Genomic DNA, 19106 nt, shown 5'->3' on the forward strand with positions numbered 1-19106 from the left:
GATCAAAAAACCAACGGCCAGATAAAGTATCTACACGGTAACGGCGCTGAAAAACCGTTCCTGCGGACCACTCTTGCCAAGTTGGCGAGCATTGTTCCGACTCCGACGGGGCAAAATGATTCCCCAAACGGTTCAGGACAAGTCTCTACCTAAGTCAAATGGACCAGCGAACGCTGATCCCCCGTAGCGCGCGATTATCTAGTAGCCCGCGTGACAACGCATCAGGGGTAGCAAAGTATTTATCGAGAAAACTCCCTGTTTAGCCTCGAAACAGAACGGAAAAGATGTTTCAAACGCTTTCAGGACTGTAACAGGAAGGTTACCGGGCCATCATTGACCAGATGCACCTGCATGTCGGCGCCGAATCTACCTGATGCCACTGTGCCATGCACCTGTTTCGCCTGGGCCAGCAAATAGTTGAACAACTCTTCGCCCAAGGCCGGAGGCGCGGCCGTGGAAAAACTTGGACGCAGGCCGCTTTTGGTGTCCGCCGCCAAGGTGAACTGCGACACCAGCAGCAGCCCACCACCGACATCCACCAGGGACAGGTTCATCTTGCCCTCGGCGTCGCTGAACACGCGATAGTTAAGCAGCTTATGCAGAAGTTTGTCGGCGCTGGCCCGGGTATCCCCGGGCTCGACGGCCACCAGCACCAGCAAGCCTTGGTCTACGGCCCCGACGATCTCACCGGCTACTTCGACCCGTGCGCAGCGCACACGTTGCAGCAGCCCCTTCATGCTTCCTCGGGCGGCAGGTCGAGCAGGCGCCGGGCCATTTGCGCAGCGGCGCGCACCAGCGCGTCGGTAATTCCCGGTTCCGAAGCGGCGTGACCGGCGTCGCGGATCACCTGCAGTTCGCTGTTGGGCCAGTTCTGATGCAGCTCCCAGGCGTTGTCCAACGGGCAGATGACGTCGTAGCGGCCGTGCACGATGACGCCCGGCAAATGGGCGATCTTGCCCATGTCGCGAATCAACTGGTTGGGTTCGAGGAACGCGTTGTTGGTGAAGTAGTGGCATTCGATCCGGGCAATCGACAGCGCCCGCTGCGGCTCGGAGAAACGATCGACCACCAGCGGGTTAGGACGCAGGGTCGCGGTACGACCTTCCCAGGTGGACCAGGCCTTGGCCGCATGCATCTGGGCAATCTGGTCGTTACCGGTCAGGCGTTTGTGGAAAGCGCTGAGCAAGTCGTCGCGCTCATCCAGCGGAATCGGCGCAATGTAGTCTTGCCAATAGTCGGGGAACAGGCGACTGGCGCCAGCCTGATAGAACCACTCGATTTCCTGCGGACGGCAGAGAAAGATCCCACGCAGGATCAGGCCATGCACCCGCTCCGGATGGGTCTGGGCGTAGGCCAGGGCCAGGGTCGAGCCCCAGGAACCGCCGAACAGCACCCATTTTTCGATGCCCAGGTGCTTGCGGATGCGCTCCAGGTCTTCGACCAGATCCCAGGTGGTGTTGTTTTCCAGGCTGGCGTGGGGAGTGGAGCGACCGCAACCGCGCTGGTCGAAGGTGACGATACGGTAAAGGTTCGGATCGAAGTAGCGCCGGCTCTGCGCATCGCAGCCAGCACCCGGGCCACCGTGAATGAATACCACTGGCAGACCTTCCGGGGAACCGCTTTCATCGACATAGAGCGTGTGGGTGTCATCGACAGCCAGATCGTGCCGGGCATGGGGTTTGATCTGCGGGTACAAAGTCTGCATTGCGCGCTCCGTAAGGGTCGAGTCATCCCTGTGGGGACGTCTATTTAATCTGCCGTCCGGCATCATAAACCCGAATCACCTTAATGAGCATGCCCCCTGCGCAGTCAAAGCATGTCAGCCAGGAACGCCAGCAGCGTGCGATACAACTGATCGACCTCTGGCACCTGCCCCCGGCCACGCAGGCAACCGTGGACCAGCCCTTCGCCGATATACAGCACGGAGTCCACCCCTGCGGCTTTCAGCCGCTCGCTGTAACGGACACCATCGTCGCGCAGCGGGTCCCATTGCGCGACGGCAACCAGCGCTGGCGGCAGGCCCCCCAGGTCGTCGGCGAGTAGCGGCATGGCATAAGGCGTGGGCCGGACGCCACACAGGTACAGCGCCTCATAGCGCTCCAGGTCGCGGCCACTCAAGAGCGGGGCATCCATGCACGCTTGGCGTGAGGGCAAATCCGCCGGGCCACCAAGCGCCGGGTAGATCAACACCTGGGCCCGGGGCAACGGCTGCCCGGCGTCGCGCAAGGCCAAGCACAACGCAGCGGCGAGGTTGCCGCCGGCACTGTCACCGGCCACCGCCCGGCGACGCGGGTCGATGGCAAACGGGGTGTCCGCCAAGTGGTGCCACACCGCGAGGCAATCTTCGAACGCGGCCGGAAACGGATGCTCCGGGGCCAGCCGGTAATCCACCGCCACTACCAACGCGCCAAGCTCAGCCGCCAGTTCCATGCAGATGAAGTCATGAGAATCCAGGTCCCCCACCACCCAACCGCCACCGTGCAGGTAGAGAATGCACGGCCAGCCGGCGAGCGGCGGCGCAATGCGCGGGTGATAGGTCCGGATGGCCACGCCGGCCAACTGCAAATCCTCCACCGCGAGCGTTGGCGGACGCGGCGGGGTAAACGCCCGGCACATCTGGCTGTAGGCCTGGCGCGAACCGTCGAGGCTGTCGTCCGGGGCGGTGAAGCTCAGGGTTTTGTCGATGAAGGCGGACATTGCCTGGGAAAGTGGGTAGGCCATCTTGGATTGCCATGCGTCGAAAGAGGATGTGGCTCAGCCGTTTTTGTGGCTTCTGTGGCTTCTGTGGCTTCTGTGGCTTCTGTGGCTTCTGTGGCTTCTGTGGCGAGGGAGCTTGCTCCCGCTCGGGTGCGCAGCGCCCGCTTTTTTTCTAGGGCTGCTTCGCAACCCAGCGGGAGCAAGCTCCCTCGCCACAGGGGTATCAGTGTCCATAAGGTTGTGTCAGTTCTTGAGACTGGCCTGCACCGCCGCAATTCCATCCTTGCCATCGAAGCTGCTCACCCCAACGAGCCAGCGCTGCAAATCCTCGGGATGCTCGCGCAGCCATTGCCGAGCGACGTCCTGGGGTGTCTTGCGTTCCATGATCGGCACCATCAGCTGGCTTTCCTGGGCGGCGGTGAACGTGAGATTTTCCAGCAGCCGCTGAACGTTGGGGCAACGCTGGGCGTAGTCCGGCGCGGTCACCGTGGACACGGTCGCGGCGCCTTCGTTCGGACCATAGACGTCTTCGCTGCCCGTCAGGTAGGCGATGTTCATGTTGATGTTCATCGGGTGCGGGGTCCAGCCAACGAACACCACGAACTCCTTGCGATTCACGGCCCGCTGCACCGCTGCCAGCATCCCGGCCTCACCGGATTCGATCAGCTTGAAATCCTTGAGGCCAAAGTGATTGGTTTCGATCATGGTCTTGATGGTGGTGTTAGCGCCACTGCCTGGCTCAATCCCATAGATCTTGCCACCGAGCTGATCCTTGAACCGGGCGATGTCGGCAAAGGTCTTGAGCCCCGCCGCGGCCACGTAGTCCGGGACGGCCAAGGTGGCCTGGGCATCGGCCAGGCTGGGTTTATCCAGGACCTTCACCTGGTTGGCCGCCAGGAACGGGGCGATGTTCTTGTCCATCGCCGGTTTCCAATAGCCCAGGAAGATGTCGAGCCGCTTGTCGCGGATGCCGGCGAAGATGATCTGCTGCACGGCGCTGGTCTGCTTGCTTTCGTAGCCCAACCCGGTGAGCAACACGTCGGCCATGCCGCTGGTGGCAATCACGTCGGTCCAGTTGACCACGCCCATGCGTACGGTCTGGCAGGATGCAGGCTCGGCGGCCATCGCGCCGGAGCTTAGTAGAACGGTACCGCAGAGGAACGACAGACAGCGCTTGGACAGTCTTTTCATCGCGAGGGGTCTCGTGCGGCAGTGGATTGTTGTAGGTCGGTGTCTAGGTGCACCGTGCCTGGAACATTACGCAGCGTCGAGGAGGTAAAGGTGAACTGTGGCGACTTGGTTTTGCACGGTGGCGACAGGGAGAGCGGCTTGAAATGCTTATGTGGCGAGGGAGCTTGCTCCCGCTGGGTGGCGAAGCCGCCCTAGAATCTTCTGAGCGCTACGCACTCAAGCGGGAGCAAGCTCCCTCGCCACAGAAGCCCCTGTTCACAAGAAGTCCTTCACAAAGACTGCTTGGTCACAGGTTAATGTTTGTAGGCCTTTTGCCCCCACGCCAGGAAGCCTTCCAACAATTCCCTGAGCACCACCTGGGTCGGCGCCGCCAGATCCGCGCGGTAATTGAACGGTTCGAACTCTTCCATGTAGGTACTCTGGCACAGTTCCAATTGCACCGCGTGGATGTCCTGGGCCGGGTTGCCGTAATACCGGGTGATGTGTCCGCCCTTGAAACGCCCGTTGAGCACATGGGTGAACTGGCCATGGCGAGCGCAGATGGCTTCGAGCTGGCTCGCCAGGGTCGGGTCGCAACTGGCGCCGTTGAACGTGCCCAGGTTGAAGTCCGGCAGCTTGCCGTCGAACAGGTGCGGGATCACCGAGCGGATCGAGTGGGCATCGAACAGCAAGGCATAGCCGAACTCAGCCTTGAGCCGCGCCAGCTCCTGCGCCAGCGCCTGGTGGTACGGCATCCAGACCTGTTGCAGATACGTCGCCCGTTCCTCGGCCGACGGTTCCAGTCCTTCGCGAAACAACGGCACGCCATCGAACAGCGTCGCCGGGTACAGACCGGTGGTGGCGCCGACGTACATCGGTTTGTCATCGGCGGGACGATTCAGGTCGACGACGAACCGCGAGTATTCCGCAGCCAGGGTGCTGGCGCCCAACTCATTGGCGAACTCATAGAGCTTGGGAATGTGCCAGTCAGTGTCCGGCAGGCTCTGGGCCTTGGGGATCAACCCGGCCTGTACCGCCGGGGTCAGGCGCAGGCCGGCGTGGGGCATGCTGATCAACAGCGGCACGCGCCCTTGCTTGAAATTCAGGACCTTCTCCACAACCGTTCTCCTCAATCGATTTCCACGCCGTGACGCACGACGCGTTTTTCCAGATCGCCACCGAGCCAGTACGCCAGGTCGGCTGGGCGGTCGATGTGCCAGGCGACAAAATCCGCGACCTTGCCGGCTTCCAGCGAACCGTGGGTCTGCTCCATGCCCAAGGCCTGGGCCGCATGAATCGTCGCCCCCGCCAAGGCTTCTTCCGGGGTCATGCGGAAACAGGTGCAGGCCATGTTCAACATCAAGCGCAACGACAACGCCGGCGAAGTGCCGGGGTTGAGGTCGCTGGCCACGGCGATTTTCACGCCGTGCTTGCGCAGGGCATCCATGGGCGGCAGCTGGGTTTCGCGCAGGAAATAAAACGCCCCCGGCAGCAACACCGCCACGGTGCCGGACGCGGCCATGGCCATGGCATCGTCTTCGGTCATGAACTCCAAGTGATCGGCCGACAGCGCCTGGTAGCGTGCCGCAAGGCTGGAACCATGCAGCGATGACAACTGTTCGGCGTGCAGCTTCACCGGCAGGCCCAATTGCTGTGCAGTGATGAACACCCGCTCGACCTGCGCCGGGGAAAACGCCAGGTATTCGCAAAAGGCGTCCACCGCATCCACCAGCCCCTCTGCCGCCAGGGCCGGCAGCATCTCGGTGCAGATGTGCTCGATGTAATCATCGGCGCGGTCCTTGTATTCCGGCGGCAAGGCGTGGGCCGCCAGGCAGGTGCTGCGTACGCTGACCGGAAGTTCGGCAGCGAGGCGGCGAATGACCCGCAAGATCTTGCGTTCGCTGGCCAGGTCCAGGCCATAGCCGGACTTGATTTCCACCGTGGTCACGCCGTCACGCATCAGGCTTTTCAGGCGTTTGGCCGCGCTGGCGAACAACTCGTCTTCACTGGCGGCGCGGGTGGCGCGCACGGTGCTGGCGATGCCACCGCCGGCTGCGGCGATTTCGGCGTAGCTGACACCTTGCAGGCGCTGTTCGAACTCACCGCTGCGGTTGCCGCCAAACACCGTGTGGGTGTGGCAGTCGATCAGCCCCGGCGTGACCCAGGCGCCCTTGAGGTCGTAGACCGCCGGATAGTCGCCTGCTGGCAACTCGGCGCGCGGGCCGATCCATTGAATGTGCTCGCCCTGGGTGACGATGGCGGCGTCTTCGATGATCGAGTAGACGCCCTGGGCCATGGTGGCGGCGTGGCAGTTTTGCCAGAGGGTTTTCATCCCGGTTTCCTCGAATTATCAAAATCAATCGCGAGCAGGCTCGCTCCCACAAGGACTGCACAGAACCTGTGGGAGCGGGCTTGCTCACGAAGACGGCGGTACATTCGACATTGATGCAAGCTGACCCTGCGCTTTCGCGAGCAAGCCCGCTCCCACAGGTGTCGAGTCGGATCAACATCATGTGTGCCTGCTCGCGATGAGGCCCTTACAGGCTCGGCAACAACTGCGCCGTAACCAATTCGTTCAGGCACCGACTCGCCAACAGCTCGCTGGCTGCATTGATGTCCGGCGCAAAGAACCGGTCCTTCTCATAGAACGGCACTTCTGCACGCAGCAATGCCCTGGCCTGTTCCAGTTTGGCGGAGGTCTTCAAACCATCGCGCAGGTCCAGGCCCTGGCACGCCGCGAGCCATTCCACCGCGAGAATCCCACGGGTGTTCTCGGCCATTTCCCACAGGCGCTTGCCAGCGGCCGGGGCCATGGAGACGTGGTCTTCCTGGTTGGCCGAGGTCGGCAGGCTGTCCACCGAATGGGGATGGGACAGCGCCTTGTTTTCACTGGCCAGGGCGGCAGCAGTCACTTGGGCAATCATGAAGCCGGAGTTCACCCCGCCATTGGCCACCAGGAACGGCGGCAGTTGCGACATGTGCTTGTCCATCATCAGCGAAATGCGCCGCTCGCTCAGGGAGCCGATTTCGGCAATCGCCAGGGCCATGTTGTCGGCGGCCATCGCCACCGGTTCGGCGTGGAAGTTGCCACCGGAAATCACGTCGCCCTCGGCGGCGAACACCAGCGGGTTGTCCGACACCGCGTTGGCCTCGATCACCAGCACTTCGGCAGCCTGGCGGAACTGGGTCAGGCAGGCGCCCATCACTTGCGGCTGGCAGCGCAGGGAGTACGGGTCCTGGACCTTGTCGCAGTTCTGGTGCGAATCGGAGACTTCGCTGCGCTCGCCCAGCAGGTCGCGGTAGGCCGCGGCGGCATCGATCTGGCCTTTCTGGCCGCGGGCGGCATGGATGCGTGCATCGAATGGCGAACGCGAACCGAGCACCGCTTCCACCGTGAGGCTGCCAAGGGCCAGGGCACCGGCGAACAGGTCTTCGCCTTCGAACAGGCCACGCAGGGCAAACGCGGTGGAGACCTGGGTACCGTTGAGCAGCGCCAGGCCTTCCTTGGCGGCCAGGGTCAGCGGCGCGAGGCCCGCCACTTTCAGGGCGTCGACGGCCGGCAGCCATTCGCCCTTGTAGCGGGCCTTGCCTTCGCCCAGCAGCACCAGGGACATATGGGCCAGCGGCGCCAGGTCACCGGACGCACCGACCGAACCCTTGAGCGGGATGTGCGGGTAGACCTCGGCATTGATCAGCGCAATCAGCGCATCGATCACCTGCCGGCGGATGCCGGAAAAACCCCGGCTCAGGCTGTTGACCTTGAGCACCATGACCAACCGCACCAGCGCATCGCTGATCGGCTCGCCCACGCCAGCGGCATGGGACAGCACCAGGGAGCGCTGCAGGTTCTCCAGGTCTTCGCTGGCGATGCGGGTCGAGGCCAACAGGCCGAAACCGGTGTTGATGCCGTAGGCGGTACGGTTCTCGGCGAGGATCTGTTCCACGCACGCAACACTGGCTTCGATCTGCGCCGACGCGCTGGCGTCCAGGCTCAGGGTGACCGGGTGCTGATAGATGTCACGCAATTGAGCCAGGCTCAATTGGCCGGGAATCAGGTTTAAGGCAGTCATGTATTGCTCCTTTTGAGAGTTTTGTTTTTCACCCGCCAGTCGCTCCGGAATGTTCCGTTATCCGTCACCTTCGCTTTTTGGGCGATGCCTTGTGGGCTATAGGTGCCTTGGCACGCTGGCGCTATTTTTGATCAGTTCAAATGGGGTAGTACGTTGTGCAGCACGTTCGGATCCTTTAGCAGCCCGGCGGCGCTGGCGATGTCCGGCGCCAGCCAGCGATCCTGGTCGTAGGCCGGAACACGCTCGCGCAGCAACTTCCAGGCGATGTCCGTCCCGGCGCCGAAGCGCTGCGTCTTGAGAAATTCAAAGGCCTGGGCCGCCAGCAAGTATTCGATGGCGAGGATCTGCGTGCAGTTTTCCAACGCCCGGTGCAGCTTCAGGGCGGCGTTGGTGCCCATGCTCAAATGGTCTTCCTGCAACCCGGAGGTGACGAAATTGTCCAGCACCGCCGGTTGCGCCAATTGCTTGTTTTCCGCGCACAGCGATGCGGCGACGTATTGCACGATCATCATTCCCGAGTTCACGCCGGGGTTGGCCACCAGGAAGGCTGGCAGGCCGCTGACGTGCGGGTTGATCAGCCGGTCGAGGCGGCGCTCGGCGATAGAGCCGATCTCTGCCATGGCAATCGCCAGCAGGTCTGCCGCCAACGCCACCGATTGGCCGTGGGGATTGGCCTGGGACATGACCCGGAAGTTCTCCGGTGTCCCCAGCAGCAGCGGGTTATCGGTCACCGAGTTGAGCTCGGTTTCGATCTGTTGCCGGGCATGGGCCAATTGGTCGCGAGCAGCGCCGTGTACCTGGGGAATCGAACGGATACTCAAGGCGTCCTGGGTGCGAATGCCCAGGCTCGCGGCGATGACTTCGCTGCCGTCGAGCAATGCCCGCAGATTGACGCCGACCTGCTGCATGCCCGGATGCGGCTTCAGCGCCATGACGTCGGCGTCGAACGCGGCGATCTGGCCGCGCTGGGCCTCGAAACTCATGGCGCCGATCACGTCGGCCCATTGCACCAGCCGCGTGGCATCGGCCAAGGCCAGGCAACTGAGACCGGTCATGCATGGCGTGCCGTTGACCAGGCACAAACCGTCCTTGGCCCCCAGTTGCACCGGTTGCAAACCTTCGGCGGCCAGGGCCTGTTGCGCCGGGACGATTTGCCCGCGATAGCTGACCTGGCCAACGCCCAGCAACGCAATGCCGATGTGGGCCATGTGGGTCAGGTAACCCACCGAACCCTGGGACGGCACTTGCGGGGTGATGCCGCGATTGAGCAGGGCCAGCAGCGCCTCGACCACGCGGCGGTGGATGCCGGACTTGCCTTGGCTGTAGTTGTGGATGGCCGCGCAGAGAATCGCCCGGGTCTGCTCGTCGCAGAGCACCGGGCCGACGCCACAGGCATGGCTGAGCAGGGTATTGCGCGACAGTTGGCTGAGTTGTTCGTCCTTGAGCGAGACATTGCACAAGGCGCCCAGGCCGGTGTTGACGCCATAGGCACGCTCGCCGCTGGCGACGATGCGCTGGACGATGGCCTGGGCATTGTCGATCCGTGCCCAGGTCTGGGTCGACAGCTCGAGCACAGCGCCGAAGCGGGCGACGGCGACCACGTCCTGCCAGCGCAACGGGGCGCCGGTGATGATGATTTTTTCAGCCTGGGACATCTCAAACCTCATGGAAAATTCTTTTCAGCAGCACATCTGGCTAAAGGCACAGCCTCTGTGGCGAGGGAGCTTGCTCCCGCTGGACTGCGCAGCAGGCCCAAAAGAAGCGGCCGCTACGCGCCCGAGCGGGAGCAAGCTCCCTCGCCACAAAAGCGCGCCAGCCACCACAACCTCAAACCACCGCAGCCCTGCGCTGCACGAACCGATCGACATACTCATCCGCCGGCGAGTGCAGGATCTCCCGCGGCGTGCCGACCTGGATCAGCTTGCCGTCCTTGAGAATCGCAATGCGATTGCCGATGCGCACGGCCTCGTCGAGGTCGTGGGTGATGAAGACGATGGTCTTGTGCAGGGTCTTTTGCAGTTCCAGCAACTGGTCCTGCATTTCCGCGCGGATCAGCGGGTCGAGGGCACTGAACGCTTCGTCCATCAGGATGATGTCCGTGTCCGCCGCCAAGGCCCGGGCCAAACCGACGCGCTGGCGCATGCCGCCGGAGAGCTGGTGCGGGTATTTGTTCTCGTAGCCTTTCAGGCCCACGGTGTTGATCCAGTGCAGCGCTCGCTCGGCGCACACCTGCTTGCTCTCGCCGCGCACTTTCAAGCCATAGGCGACGTTGTCCAGCACACTCTTGTGGGGCAGCAGGCCGAAGCTCTGGAACACCATGCTGATCTTGTGCCGGCGAAACTCGCGCAAGGCGTCCATGTCCAGTTGCAGGATGTCTTCGCCGTCCACCAGGATCGCGCCGCTAGTGGGATCGATCAGCCGGTTGAAATGGCGCACCAACGTGGATTTGCCGGAGCCGGACAGGCCCATGATCACGAAGATCTCACCGGTGCCGATGCTCAGCGACAGGTCGTTCACGCCGACCACGCAGCCGGTTTCGGCCAGCACCTGGTCCTTGGTCTTGTTCTGGCGGATCAGCTCCAGGGCTTCCTTGGAGCGGTTGCCGAAAATCTTGAAGACGTTTTTGACTTCTATCTTGCTGATGGCTGCGTTGCTCATTTGCTCACCTCATGCCGAGGACGACCATAGGCCTGGGTAATGCGGTCGATGACCACGGCGAGAATCACAATGGCCAGGCCCGCTTCCAGGCCACGCCCGACGTTGAGGGTCTGGATGCCCACCAACACGTCTTCACCCAAGCCACGGGCACCGATCATCGAGGCGATGACGACCATCGACAGGGCCATCATGGTGGTCTGGTTGATCCCGGCCATGATGCTCGGCAGGGCCAGGGGCAGTTGCACGCCGAACAGCTGCTGCCAGCGGTTGGCGCCGAAGGCGTTGATCGCCTCCATCACTTCGCCGTCCACCTGGCGGATACCCAGGTCGGTCAGGCGAATCAACGGCGGCGCGGCGTAGATCACCGTGGCGAAGATCGCCGGGACCTTGCCCAGGCCGAACAGCATCAATACCGGAATCAGGTACACGAAGCTCGGCATGGTCTGCATGATGTCCAGCAACGGCATCAGCACCGAACGCAGGCGATTGCTGCGCGCCGAGAGAATGCCCAGGGGAATGCCGATCATCACCGAGATCAGCGTCGCCACCAGCATCAGGGCGAGGGTCTGCATCAATTTGTCCCACAGGCCCACCGCACCCACCAGGAACAACAGGCCGACGATCACCGCCGTAGCGACGACCTTGCGGGTGGCGTGCCAGGCAACGCCGCCGACGATGGCCAGCATCAACCACCACGGCGCCATGCGCAGCAGGCCTTCGAGGTTGACGATGGCCCACAGCAGGGTGTCGGAGATGTGCCGGAACACATCGCCATAATTGGTCACCAGGGAATCGACCCAACCGTTGACCCAGTCGGCGATGGAGAAGGTAAAGCTTTCGGGAAACATAAGAGACTCTCGATCAGGTGGATGCGGTGAATGTCCCGGCCAGCCCCACGGTTGGCCGGGAAAGATTCGACCTACAGAGCCGCGTCGATTTTCTTGGCAGCGTCTTCACTGACCCAGGCGTGCCAGACTTCAGGATGTTCCTTCAGGAAGATCTTCGCCAGTTTCGGCGACTCGATCCGCTCTTTGGCCATGCGCCCGAGGTTCTGGTTCAGGATATCGATCGGCAGGTTGACCTTTTCCAGCACCGCCACCAGCTCCGGGGCTTCGTCGTGGAAGGTCTTGGACAGGCCGACCTTGATGCTCACGCTTTTATCCACGCCGGGTTTTTCTTCGAGTTTGACCAAGTCCACCTGGCCCATCAGCGGCGTTGGCGACCAGTAGTAGAACAGGATCGGCTCGCCACGCTTGTAGCTCGACAGCACCGCCGCATCCAGGGCCGGGCCGGTGCCTGGACGGAAGTTGGTGTAGGTTTTTTCCAGGCCGTAGCTCTTCAGCATTTCGCTGTTGTCCAGCTCGCAGGTCCAGCCGGCCGGGCAGTTGTAGAAGCGGCCCTTGGACGGCTCTTCCTGGTCCTTGAACACGGCGGCGTACTGGCCCAGGTCGGCGATGTTCTTCAGGCCCGGGGCCTTGGCTTCGAGCTTGCGCTTGGCATCGCCTTCGATCACGTAGCGCGGCACGTACCAGCCTTCGATGGCGCCCACCACCGGGGCCCCGACGCCGACCACCTTGCCGGCCTTCTCGGCCTTGTTCCAGACCTCACTGCGGCCGACCCACTCTTCGGCAAATACCTGGATGTCGTTGCTGCTCAGGGCGTTTTCCATGGTGATGGAGTTGCCGGGCAGGCTGTCGGTCTTGCAGTCGTAGCCTTTTTCCAGCACCACTTGCAGGACGTCGGTCAGCAGCATGCCGCTTTCCCAGTTCAGGCCGGCGAATTTCACCGGTTTACCCGACTCGCACCAACCGGCCGCTTGCGTGGCGCCGGCGCTGGCCAGCAGGCCCATGGAAAGCAATGTGGTCAGCAGGGTCTTGTTCGACTTCATTATGTGACGCTCCTAATCAGTTGGATTGGCTTACGGCAGTCAAGAGGCATCCAGCCCTGTCAACGTCCCATCAGACCGCTTGGATGCGGCCCGCCCTGCTCGGTTGTGCGTCAACCGCGTCCTGCTCGACCGGCAGGATCAATTGATCGGGTACTGCGCTGTGCCACTTCCTGGCGAGGACGTAATACAGCGCCGCCGGGACCACCAGGCCGATGATCCAGGAGATGTCCACACCGCCCATGGCTTTCACCAACGGACCGGTATAGAACTTGGTGGCAATGAACGGCAACTGAACCAATACACCAAAGACGTAGACGCTGATGCCGAGGGCATTCCAGCGACCGTAGCGACCCTTCGGATCGTTCAATGCCGGCACGTCATAGCGCTCGCGCGTGATGCAGTAGTAGTCCACCAGGTTGATTGCGCTCCACGGCGTGAAGAACGCCAGCAAGAACAAGATGAAAGACTTGAACGCACCGAGGAACGAGTGCTGGCCGAGCAGCGCGATCAAGGTCGCCGCGCCGACAATGAACAGCACGAACACCAGACGCTGCACACGCGTTACGTTCAGGTGTCCCCGGAACCCGCTGATGATGGTCGCGATGCACATGAAGCTGCCGTAGGAATTCAGCGTGGAGATGGTGACCTTGCCGAACGCGATGCTGAAGTACAGCAACGCAGCCGTGGCACCGGTACCGCCCAGGCCAACGATGTAGGCCACTTCGTGACCGGCGAACTGCCCGTTGGCCGAGGCGGCGGCAAACACGCCGAGGATCATCGCCACTTGTGCGCCGATGACTGAACCGGCACCTGCGGCAAAAAAGGTTTTCACCGAAGAGGTTTTGCTCGGCAGGTAACGCGAGTAGTCCGCCACGTAGGGGCCGAAGGCGATCTGCCAGGAGGCCGCGAGCGACACCGCCAGCAGGAAACTGCTCCAGCTGAAATGGCGGATTTGCAGGAGTGCGCCCACGTCGGTCTGGCTGATCAGGCGAGCAAACAGGTAAACAAAGGCAATCACACCAATCACGCTGGCGACACGGCCAATGAAGTGAATCACCCGATACCCGAGCACCGTGACCAACACGATGACACTGGCGAAAATGAGGATGCCGACACTGTCGCTGACGCCGAACAACTGGCCCAGTGCCTGGCCGGAAAGCACCGTGCCCGTTGCGGTGAAACCCAGGTACATCAGGCACACCAGCACGATCGGGATGGCCGCGCCATACACACCAAACTGCACCCGGCTGGAGATCATCTGCGGCAGGCCCAGCTTTGGCCCCTGGGCGGCATGCAACGCCATGACGCCACCGCCGAGCACTTGGCCTATCAGCAAACCGATCAACGACCAGAACACATCACCGCCCAGCACCACCGCCAATGCACCGGTGACGATTGCAGTGATTTGCAGGTTGGCCCCCATCCAGAGGGTGAACTGGCTCAACAGCCGACCGTGTCGCTCCGCTTCCGGGATGTAGTCGATCGAACGTTTCTCGATCAACGGCTTGCTGCTTGCGCGTGTGCTGGTGACAGCCATGGTTCAACCTCTGTGGATTGTTCGGGTTCGGGCGATATTTTTTTGTGGGAGCGGGCTTGCTCGCGAAAGCGGTGTGTCATTCAACACCTGCCTCGGATGTAAAACCGCCTTCGCGAGCAAGCCCGCTCCCACATGGAGTGTTGCGTTATTTGCCAGTAATCATCGGCAGGTTCAGCCCCTGCTCCTTCGCGCAATCAATGGCGATCTGGTAACCGGCATCGGCATGGCGCATCACCCCGGTACCCGGGTCGTTGTGCAGTACGCGAGCAATCCGCTCGGCCGCTTCGTCGGTGCCGTCGCAGACGATCACCATGCCCGAATGCTGGGAGAAGCCCATGCCGACGCCGCCACCGTGGTGCAGCGATACCCACGTCGCGCCGCTGGCGGTGTTGAGCAAGGCATTGAGCAGCGGCCAGTCGGAAACGGCGTCGGAGCCGTCCTGCATGGATTCGGTTTCACGGTTCGGGCTGGCCACGGAGCCAGAGTCGAGGTGGTCGCGGCCGATGACGATCGGCGCCGACAACTCACCGCTGCGCACCATCTCGTTGAACGCCAGGCCCAACTTGGCGCGCTGGCCCAGGCCAACCCAGCAGATACGTGCCGGCAAGCCCTGGAAGCTGATGCGCTCGCGAGCCATGTCCAACCAGTTATGCAGGTGGGCGTCGTCGGGGATCAGTTCCTTGACCTTGGCGTCGGTCTTGTAGATGTCCTGCGGGTCACCCGACAGCGCCGCCCAGCGGAACGGGCCGATGCCACGGCAGAACAGCGGACGGATGTACGCCGGGACGAAGCCGGGGAAGTCGAAGGCATTTTCGACGCCTTCTTCCTGGGCCATCTGGCGGATGTTGTTGCCGTAGTCGAAAGTCGGCACACCCATTTTCTGGAAGGCCAACATGGCTTTGACGTGGACGGCCATCGATTGCTTGGCGGCCTTCACCACGGCGGCGGGCTCGGTCTTGGCGCGGGCACGGTATTCGTCCCAGGTCCAGCCGGCCGGCAGGTAGCCGTTGAGGGGGTCGTGGGCGCTGGTCTGGTCGGTGACCATGTCCGGGCGCACACCCCGACGGACCATTTCCGGCAGGATTTCAGCCGCGTTCCCACACAGCGCAATGGAAATCGCCTTGCCTTCGGCGGTGTATTTCTCGATGCGCGCCAGGGCATCGTCGAGGTCGGTGGCTTGCTCGTCGACGTAGCGGGTTTTCAGGCGGAAATCGATGCTCACCTGCTGGCACTCGATGTTCAGCGAGCATGCACCGGCCAAGGTCGCGGCCAGCGGTTGTGCGCCGCCCATGCCGCCCAGGCCGGCGGTCAGGACCCAACGGCCCTTGAGGTTGGAATCGTAGTGCTGGCGACCAGCCTCGACGAAGGTTTCATACGTGCCTTGGACGATGCCCTGGCTGCCGATGTAGATCCAGCTGCCGGCGGTCATCTGGCCGTACATGGCCAGGCCCTTGGCGTCGAGTTCGTTGAAGTGCTCCCAACTGGCCCAGTGCGGCACCAGGTTGGAGTTGGCAATCAGGACGCGAGGCGCGTTGCTGTGGGTCTTGAACACACCCACCGGCTTGCCGGATTGCACCAGCAGGGTTTCGTCGTCGTTCAGGTGGGTGAGGCTTTCGACGATCTTGTCGTAGCACTCCCAGTTGCGCGCCGCGCGGCCGATGCCACCGTAGACCACCAACTCCTTGGGGTTCTCGGCCACTTCCGGGTCGAGGTTGTTCATCAGCATGCGCAGCGGCGCTTCGGTCAGCCAGCTCTTGGCGGTCAGCGTGTTACCGCGAGGGGCGCGAATTTCAACGTCACGGTATTTTTCGGGTTTGCGGGTAGCGTCGGTCACAGCAAAAACTCCTCAGCGATCAATCCAGACCAGCCCGGGCAGTGGGCAGCGATTTCTATGAACATTGCGTTGAATATCGGCGACTCATACGCATACGTCTTTACTTGTATGTACAAGCATATGCAATCAAGCGGCCAACTTGTTAGAGGTAGTGTTCAGAAACGGTTGGGGAATTGCTGAAAGCCTTGTGATTCAAGGGCTGCTGAGCGGCATGAAATTTTTGACGGGGGGTTTCAAAGGGAGGAATCGGGGGGACACAAAAGCGTGATATTGCGCCACGCTGGGGCATTCAGTAACAAGTTGGTGCGTGCGGAAGGAACAATAAACACGCTTTTTGTGGCGAGGGAGCTTGCTCCCGCTGGGCTGCGAAGCAGACCCCAAAAAACAGGGCCGCTGCGCGCTGGAGCGCCAGCCCGGCCCAGCGGGAGCAAGCTCCCTCGCCACAAAAGCTCTGTCGCAGGATTTCTTTAGTGGGCCGTCAGCTCGATCACGCAGCATTGGCCGTGGGTGGTGATTTCCAGCAGCCCGGTGTTGCCGCTCAGTTGCAGGCAGTCATAAAGCCCCAGCGCCTCGACAGCCTCATCCATCTTGATCCTCAGCGTCGGCGCGGCACTAAACACCAACACCGTTCCCGCCTCGCTGAAAAACCGCTGCTGCCCGCCCAACCATTGCAATCGCGCGCGGTAACGCTGCGGTGCGTAGATCAGGTTGAAGTCACGAATCGGTCCGCCCAGCAGCGTGCAATGCACATGGCTCTCGCCGCTGAACGCAAAAGCGTCCAGCGGATAAAGCGCCCGCGTAGCCTGACCATCGACATTCAACGTCATGCCGTCACCCTGCAAGACACTGATGACCCGCTCGTAGCCGGCGAAGGTGGAAAAACCACCCGACTCACCGATATCGGCAATCGACAGTCTCCAGCCGAAACCTTCCAGGCCCGTGCCGGCATCGCGAGTGATTTCCTCGGTGCTGCCGCCACCGTTCTTCCAAGGCATGCGCGGGTAATCCGCGGCACGTAACACTTTCAACTGGCTCATTTATGAAAACGCCCTTCCAGACTGTGACGGGAGCCCGGATGGATCAGGCGTGCGGCGGTGACCGGCTGGCGTCCAGACCAAGTGCGGCGGCGAATCAACAAGCACGGCTCGCCCCTTTCGATCTGCAACAGCTTGCACTCACTCGGCTCGGCCAGGATCGCCTCCACTACGTGCTCGCCTTCGGTCAGCGGTGCAACCTGGTTCAGGTAGGCGTAGGGGGTTTGCACGGTGAAGTCCTGCTTGAGGTACTCAGGTGCCACCAGTGCGTTGACGAAACGGTCCTCGATTTGCACGGGGATGTCGTTCTCGAAATGCACGATCAGTGAATGGAACACCTTCTGGCCTTCACGCATGTCCAGGGCCAGGGCCCGCTCGGAACCGGCCGCCTCTTCTTCCAGGGTGATGACCTTGCAGCTGTGACGATGACCACGGGAGGCGATTTCATCCGCGATGTTATGCACTTCGAACAACGCGGACTGGCTCTTGGGCTCGGCCACGAAGGTGCCGACACCCTGCATGCGCACCAACAGGCCGTCCGCGGTCATTTCCCGCAGGGCACGGTTGATGGTCATGCGGCTGAATCCCAGCTGGCTGACCAGCTCGCTTTCCGACGGCACACGGTAATGCGGCGGCCAGTTTCCACTGTCGATCTGCTGGGTGATCATTTGTTTAACGCGGGCGTACAAGGGCGCCGGACTGTCACCCATGTTTGCGGCCAGCGGTGGTTTGGCAGGCGGAGTCGGCACGGCGGTTCCCTGTTCTGCGAATAAGGTTGCTAGCTTGCCGGAGTTTACCGGCCAGGCAAACGTCTGTATATGTATATACAAATTACGCACGATGAGGTTGAACCATGTCCGCCTTCTTTGCCGAACGCGCGCTGCTGCCTAGTGGATGGGCCGATGATGTACGTCTTGAGGTGGATGCCGCAGGCGTCCTGACCCATATCCAGGTCGGCTCCCACGCAGACGGCGCCGAACGGCTGGGCGGTCCGCTATTGCCGGGCATGCCGAACCTGCACTCCCACGCCTTCCAACGGGCGATGGCCGGGCTGGCGGAAGTGGCGGGCAATCCCAACGACAGTTTCTGGACCTGGCGCGACTTGATGTACCGCCTCGTCGGAAAAATCAGCCCCGACCAACTCGGCGTCATCGCCCGCCAGCTGTACATCGAAATGCTCAAGGCCGGCTACACCTCGGTCGCCGAATTCCACTACGTCCACCATGACACCGACGGCGCGCCCTACGCCGACCCGGCGGAGCTGGCCCTGCGTATCAGCCACGCCGCCAGCGCCGCCGGCATTGGCCTGACGCTGCTGCCGGTGCTCTACAGCCATTCCGGCTTTGGCGGCCAGGCACCCAACGACGGGCAGCGCCGCTTCATCAACAACACCGAAAACTACTTGAAACTTCAGTCGCGCTTGCAGCCGATCCTGGCCGGGCAAGCGTCCCAGGCGCTGGGCCTGTGCTTCCACTCGCTGCGCGCCGTGACACCCGGGCAGATCCAGGACGTGCTGGCTGCCAGCGACCGTGATTGCCCGGTGCACATCCACATCGCCGAGCAGCAAAAGGAAGTCGACGACTGCCTGGGCTGGAGCGGCGCGCGTCCGCTGCAATGGCTGTATGACAACACCGAGGTCGATCAGCGCTGGTGCCTGGTCCACGCCACCCACGCCAACGCCCAGGAAGTCAGCCTCATGGCCAAGAGCCGGGCGATTGCCGGTCTGTGCCTGACCACCGAAGCCAACCTGGGGGACGGGATTTTCCCGGCCGTGGATTTCCTCGCCCAGGGCGGACGCCTTGGTATTGGCTCCGACAGCCATGTGTCATTGAGCGTGGTCGAAGAATTGCGCTGGCTGGAATATGGCCAGCGCCTGCGGGATCAACGGCGCAACCGCTTGTATCGGGCGGATCAGCCGATGGTTGGTCGCACCTTGTTTGACGCCGCATTGGAAGGCGGCGCCCAGGCCCTGGGGCAGCCGATCGGCGCTCTCGAAATCGGCAAGCGCGCCGACTGGCTGGTGCTCGATGGCAACGACCCATACCTGGCCACGGCCCAGGGCGACGGGATCCTCAATCGCTGGCTGTTCGCCGGCGGCGATCGCCAGGTGCGCGATGTGATGGTCGGCGGACAGTGGGTGGTGCGTGAGAGGCGTCATGCCGGCGAAGAAGAAAGCGCCCGGGCGTTTACCCAGGTACTGCGCGAACTGCTGGGCTGA

Annotated in this window: 16 protein-coding genes; 1 reads left to right on the top strand and 15 read right to left on the bottom strand. The window is 62.4% G+C overall.

Going from position 1 to position 19106, the window contains the following annotated elements; all coding sequences use genetic code 11:
* Positions 1-299: 299 nt before the first annotated feature.
* The 15 genes from dtd to hutC all read right to left on the bottom strand — a co-directional run bounded on the left by dtd (position 300) and on the right by hutC (position 17598).
* The gene (dtd, locus tag J3P88_RS28265; RefSeq protein WP_186706112.1) at positions 300-737 is read right to left on the bottom strand and encodes a D-aminoacyl-tRNA deacylase; all 438 of its coding nucleotides are present in this window, start codon (positions 735-737) and stop codon (positions 300-302) included.
* A complete protein-coding gene (gene pip / locus J3P88_RS28270) occupies positions 734-1705 on the bottom strand; it encodes a prolyl aminopeptidase (protein WP_003196909.1) in 972 nt (323 codons plus the stop codon). Before pip ends, dtd begins: the two co-directional genes overlap by 4 nt.
* Before the next feature lie 104 nt (positions 1706-1809).
* Positions 1810-2721: an alpha/beta hydrolase gene (locus J3P88_RS28275; protein WP_434572915.1), complete on the bottom strand. Its 912-nt coding sequence runs from the start codon at positions 2719-2721 to the stop codon at positions 1810-1812.
* Positions 2722-2940: 219 nt separating this feature from the next.
* Positions 2941-3888 carry a choline ABC transporter substrate-binding protein gene (locus J3P88_RS28280; RefSeq protein ID WP_434572917.1) on the bottom strand — a complete coding sequence of 316 codons (948 nt, stop codon included), beginning with the start codon at positions 3886-3888 and terminating at the stop codon, positions 2941-2943.
* 293 nt (positions 3889-4181) lie between these two features.
* On the bottom strand, positions 4182-4985 hold the full coding sequence (hutG, locus tag J3P88_RS28285; protein WP_434572919.1) for an N-formylglutamate deformylase: 804 nt from the start codon (positions 4983-4985) through the stop codon (positions 4182-4184).
* 11 nt (positions 4986-4996) lie between these two features.
* Positions 4997-6199 (bottom strand): imidazolonepropionase, encoded by a 1203-nt coding sequence (gene hutI, locus J3P88_RS28290; RefSeq protein ID WP_434572921.1) that lies wholly within the window; start codon positions 6197-6199, stop codon positions 4997-4999.
* A 205-nt stretch (positions 6200-6404) separates the two neighbouring features.
* Positions 6405-7937 (bottom strand): histidine ammonia-lyase, encoded by a 1533-nt coding sequence (gene hutH, locus J3P88_RS28295; protein ID WP_434572923.1) that lies wholly within the window; start codon positions 7935-7937, stop codon positions 6405-6407.
* A gap of 131 nt (positions 7938-8068) precedes the next feature.
* Entirely contained in the window at positions 8069-9592 is a 1524-nt protein-coding gene (gene hutH, locus J3P88_RS28300) for a histidine ammonia-lyase (protein WP_434576641.1), read from the bottom strand.
* Positions 9593-9764: 172 nt separating this feature from the next.
* Positions 9765-10595, bottom strand: a complete 831-nt coding sequence (locus J3P88_RS28305; protein ID WP_050586211.1) for a quaternary amine ABC transporter ATP-binding protein — start codon at positions 10593-10595, stop codon at positions 9765-9767.
* Entirely contained in the window at positions 10592-11443 is an 852-nt protein-coding gene (locus tag J3P88_RS28310) for an ABC transporter permease (RefSeq protein WP_181290757.1), read from the bottom strand. The genes J3P88_RS28305 and J3P88_RS28310 overlap by 4 nt, the downstream gene beginning before the upstream one ends.
* 71 nt (positions 11444-11514) lie before the next feature.
* Positions 11515-12483 (bottom strand): ABC transporter substrate-binding protein, encoded by a 969-nt coding sequence (locus tag J3P88_RS28315; RefSeq protein ID WP_186706118.1) that lies wholly within the window; start codon positions 12481-12483, stop codon positions 11515-11517.
* A 70-nt stretch (positions 12484-12553) separates the two neighbouring features.
* Positions 12554-14020, bottom strand: a complete 1467-nt coding sequence (locus tag J3P88_RS28320) for a purine-cytosine permease family protein (RefSeq protein WP_434572926.1) — start codon at positions 14018-14020, stop codon at positions 12554-12556.
* 145 nt (positions 14021-14165) lie between these two features.
* Positions 14166-15854 (bottom strand): urocanate hydratase, encoded by a 1689-nt coding sequence (gene hutU, locus J3P88_RS28325; protein WP_434572928.1) that lies wholly within the window; start codon positions 15852-15854, stop codon positions 14166-14168.
* Positions 15855-16321: 467 nt separating this feature from the next.
* Complete coding sequence (locus tag J3P88_RS28330) at positions 16322-16891, bottom strand: HutD/Ves family protein (RefSeq protein ID WP_434572930.1); 570 nt, start codon at positions 16889-16891, stop codon at positions 16322-16324.
* Positions 16888-17598, bottom strand: coding sequence for a histidine utilization repressor (hutC, locus tag J3P88_RS28335; protein WP_014336125.1), 711 nt, complete (start codon positions 17596-17598; stop codon positions 16888-16890). Before hutC ends, J3P88_RS28330 begins: the two co-directional genes overlap by 4 nt.
* A gap of 143 nt (positions 17599-17741) precedes the next feature.
* On the opposite strand from hutC, the gene J3P88_RS28340 reads away from it, so the two are divergent.
* The gene (locus tag J3P88_RS28340; RefSeq protein WP_434572932.1) at positions 17742-19106 is read left to right on the top strand and encodes a formimidoylglutamate deiminase; all 1365 of its coding nucleotides are present in this window, start codon (positions 17742-17744) and stop codon (positions 19104-19106) included.

The organism is Pseudomonas sp. Z3-6 (assembly GCF_051131985.1).
GTDB classification, from domain to species: domain Bacteria; phylum Pseudomonadota; class Gammaproteobacteria; order Pseudomonadales; family Pseudomonadaceae; genus Aquipseudomonas; species Aquipseudomonas zanjanensis.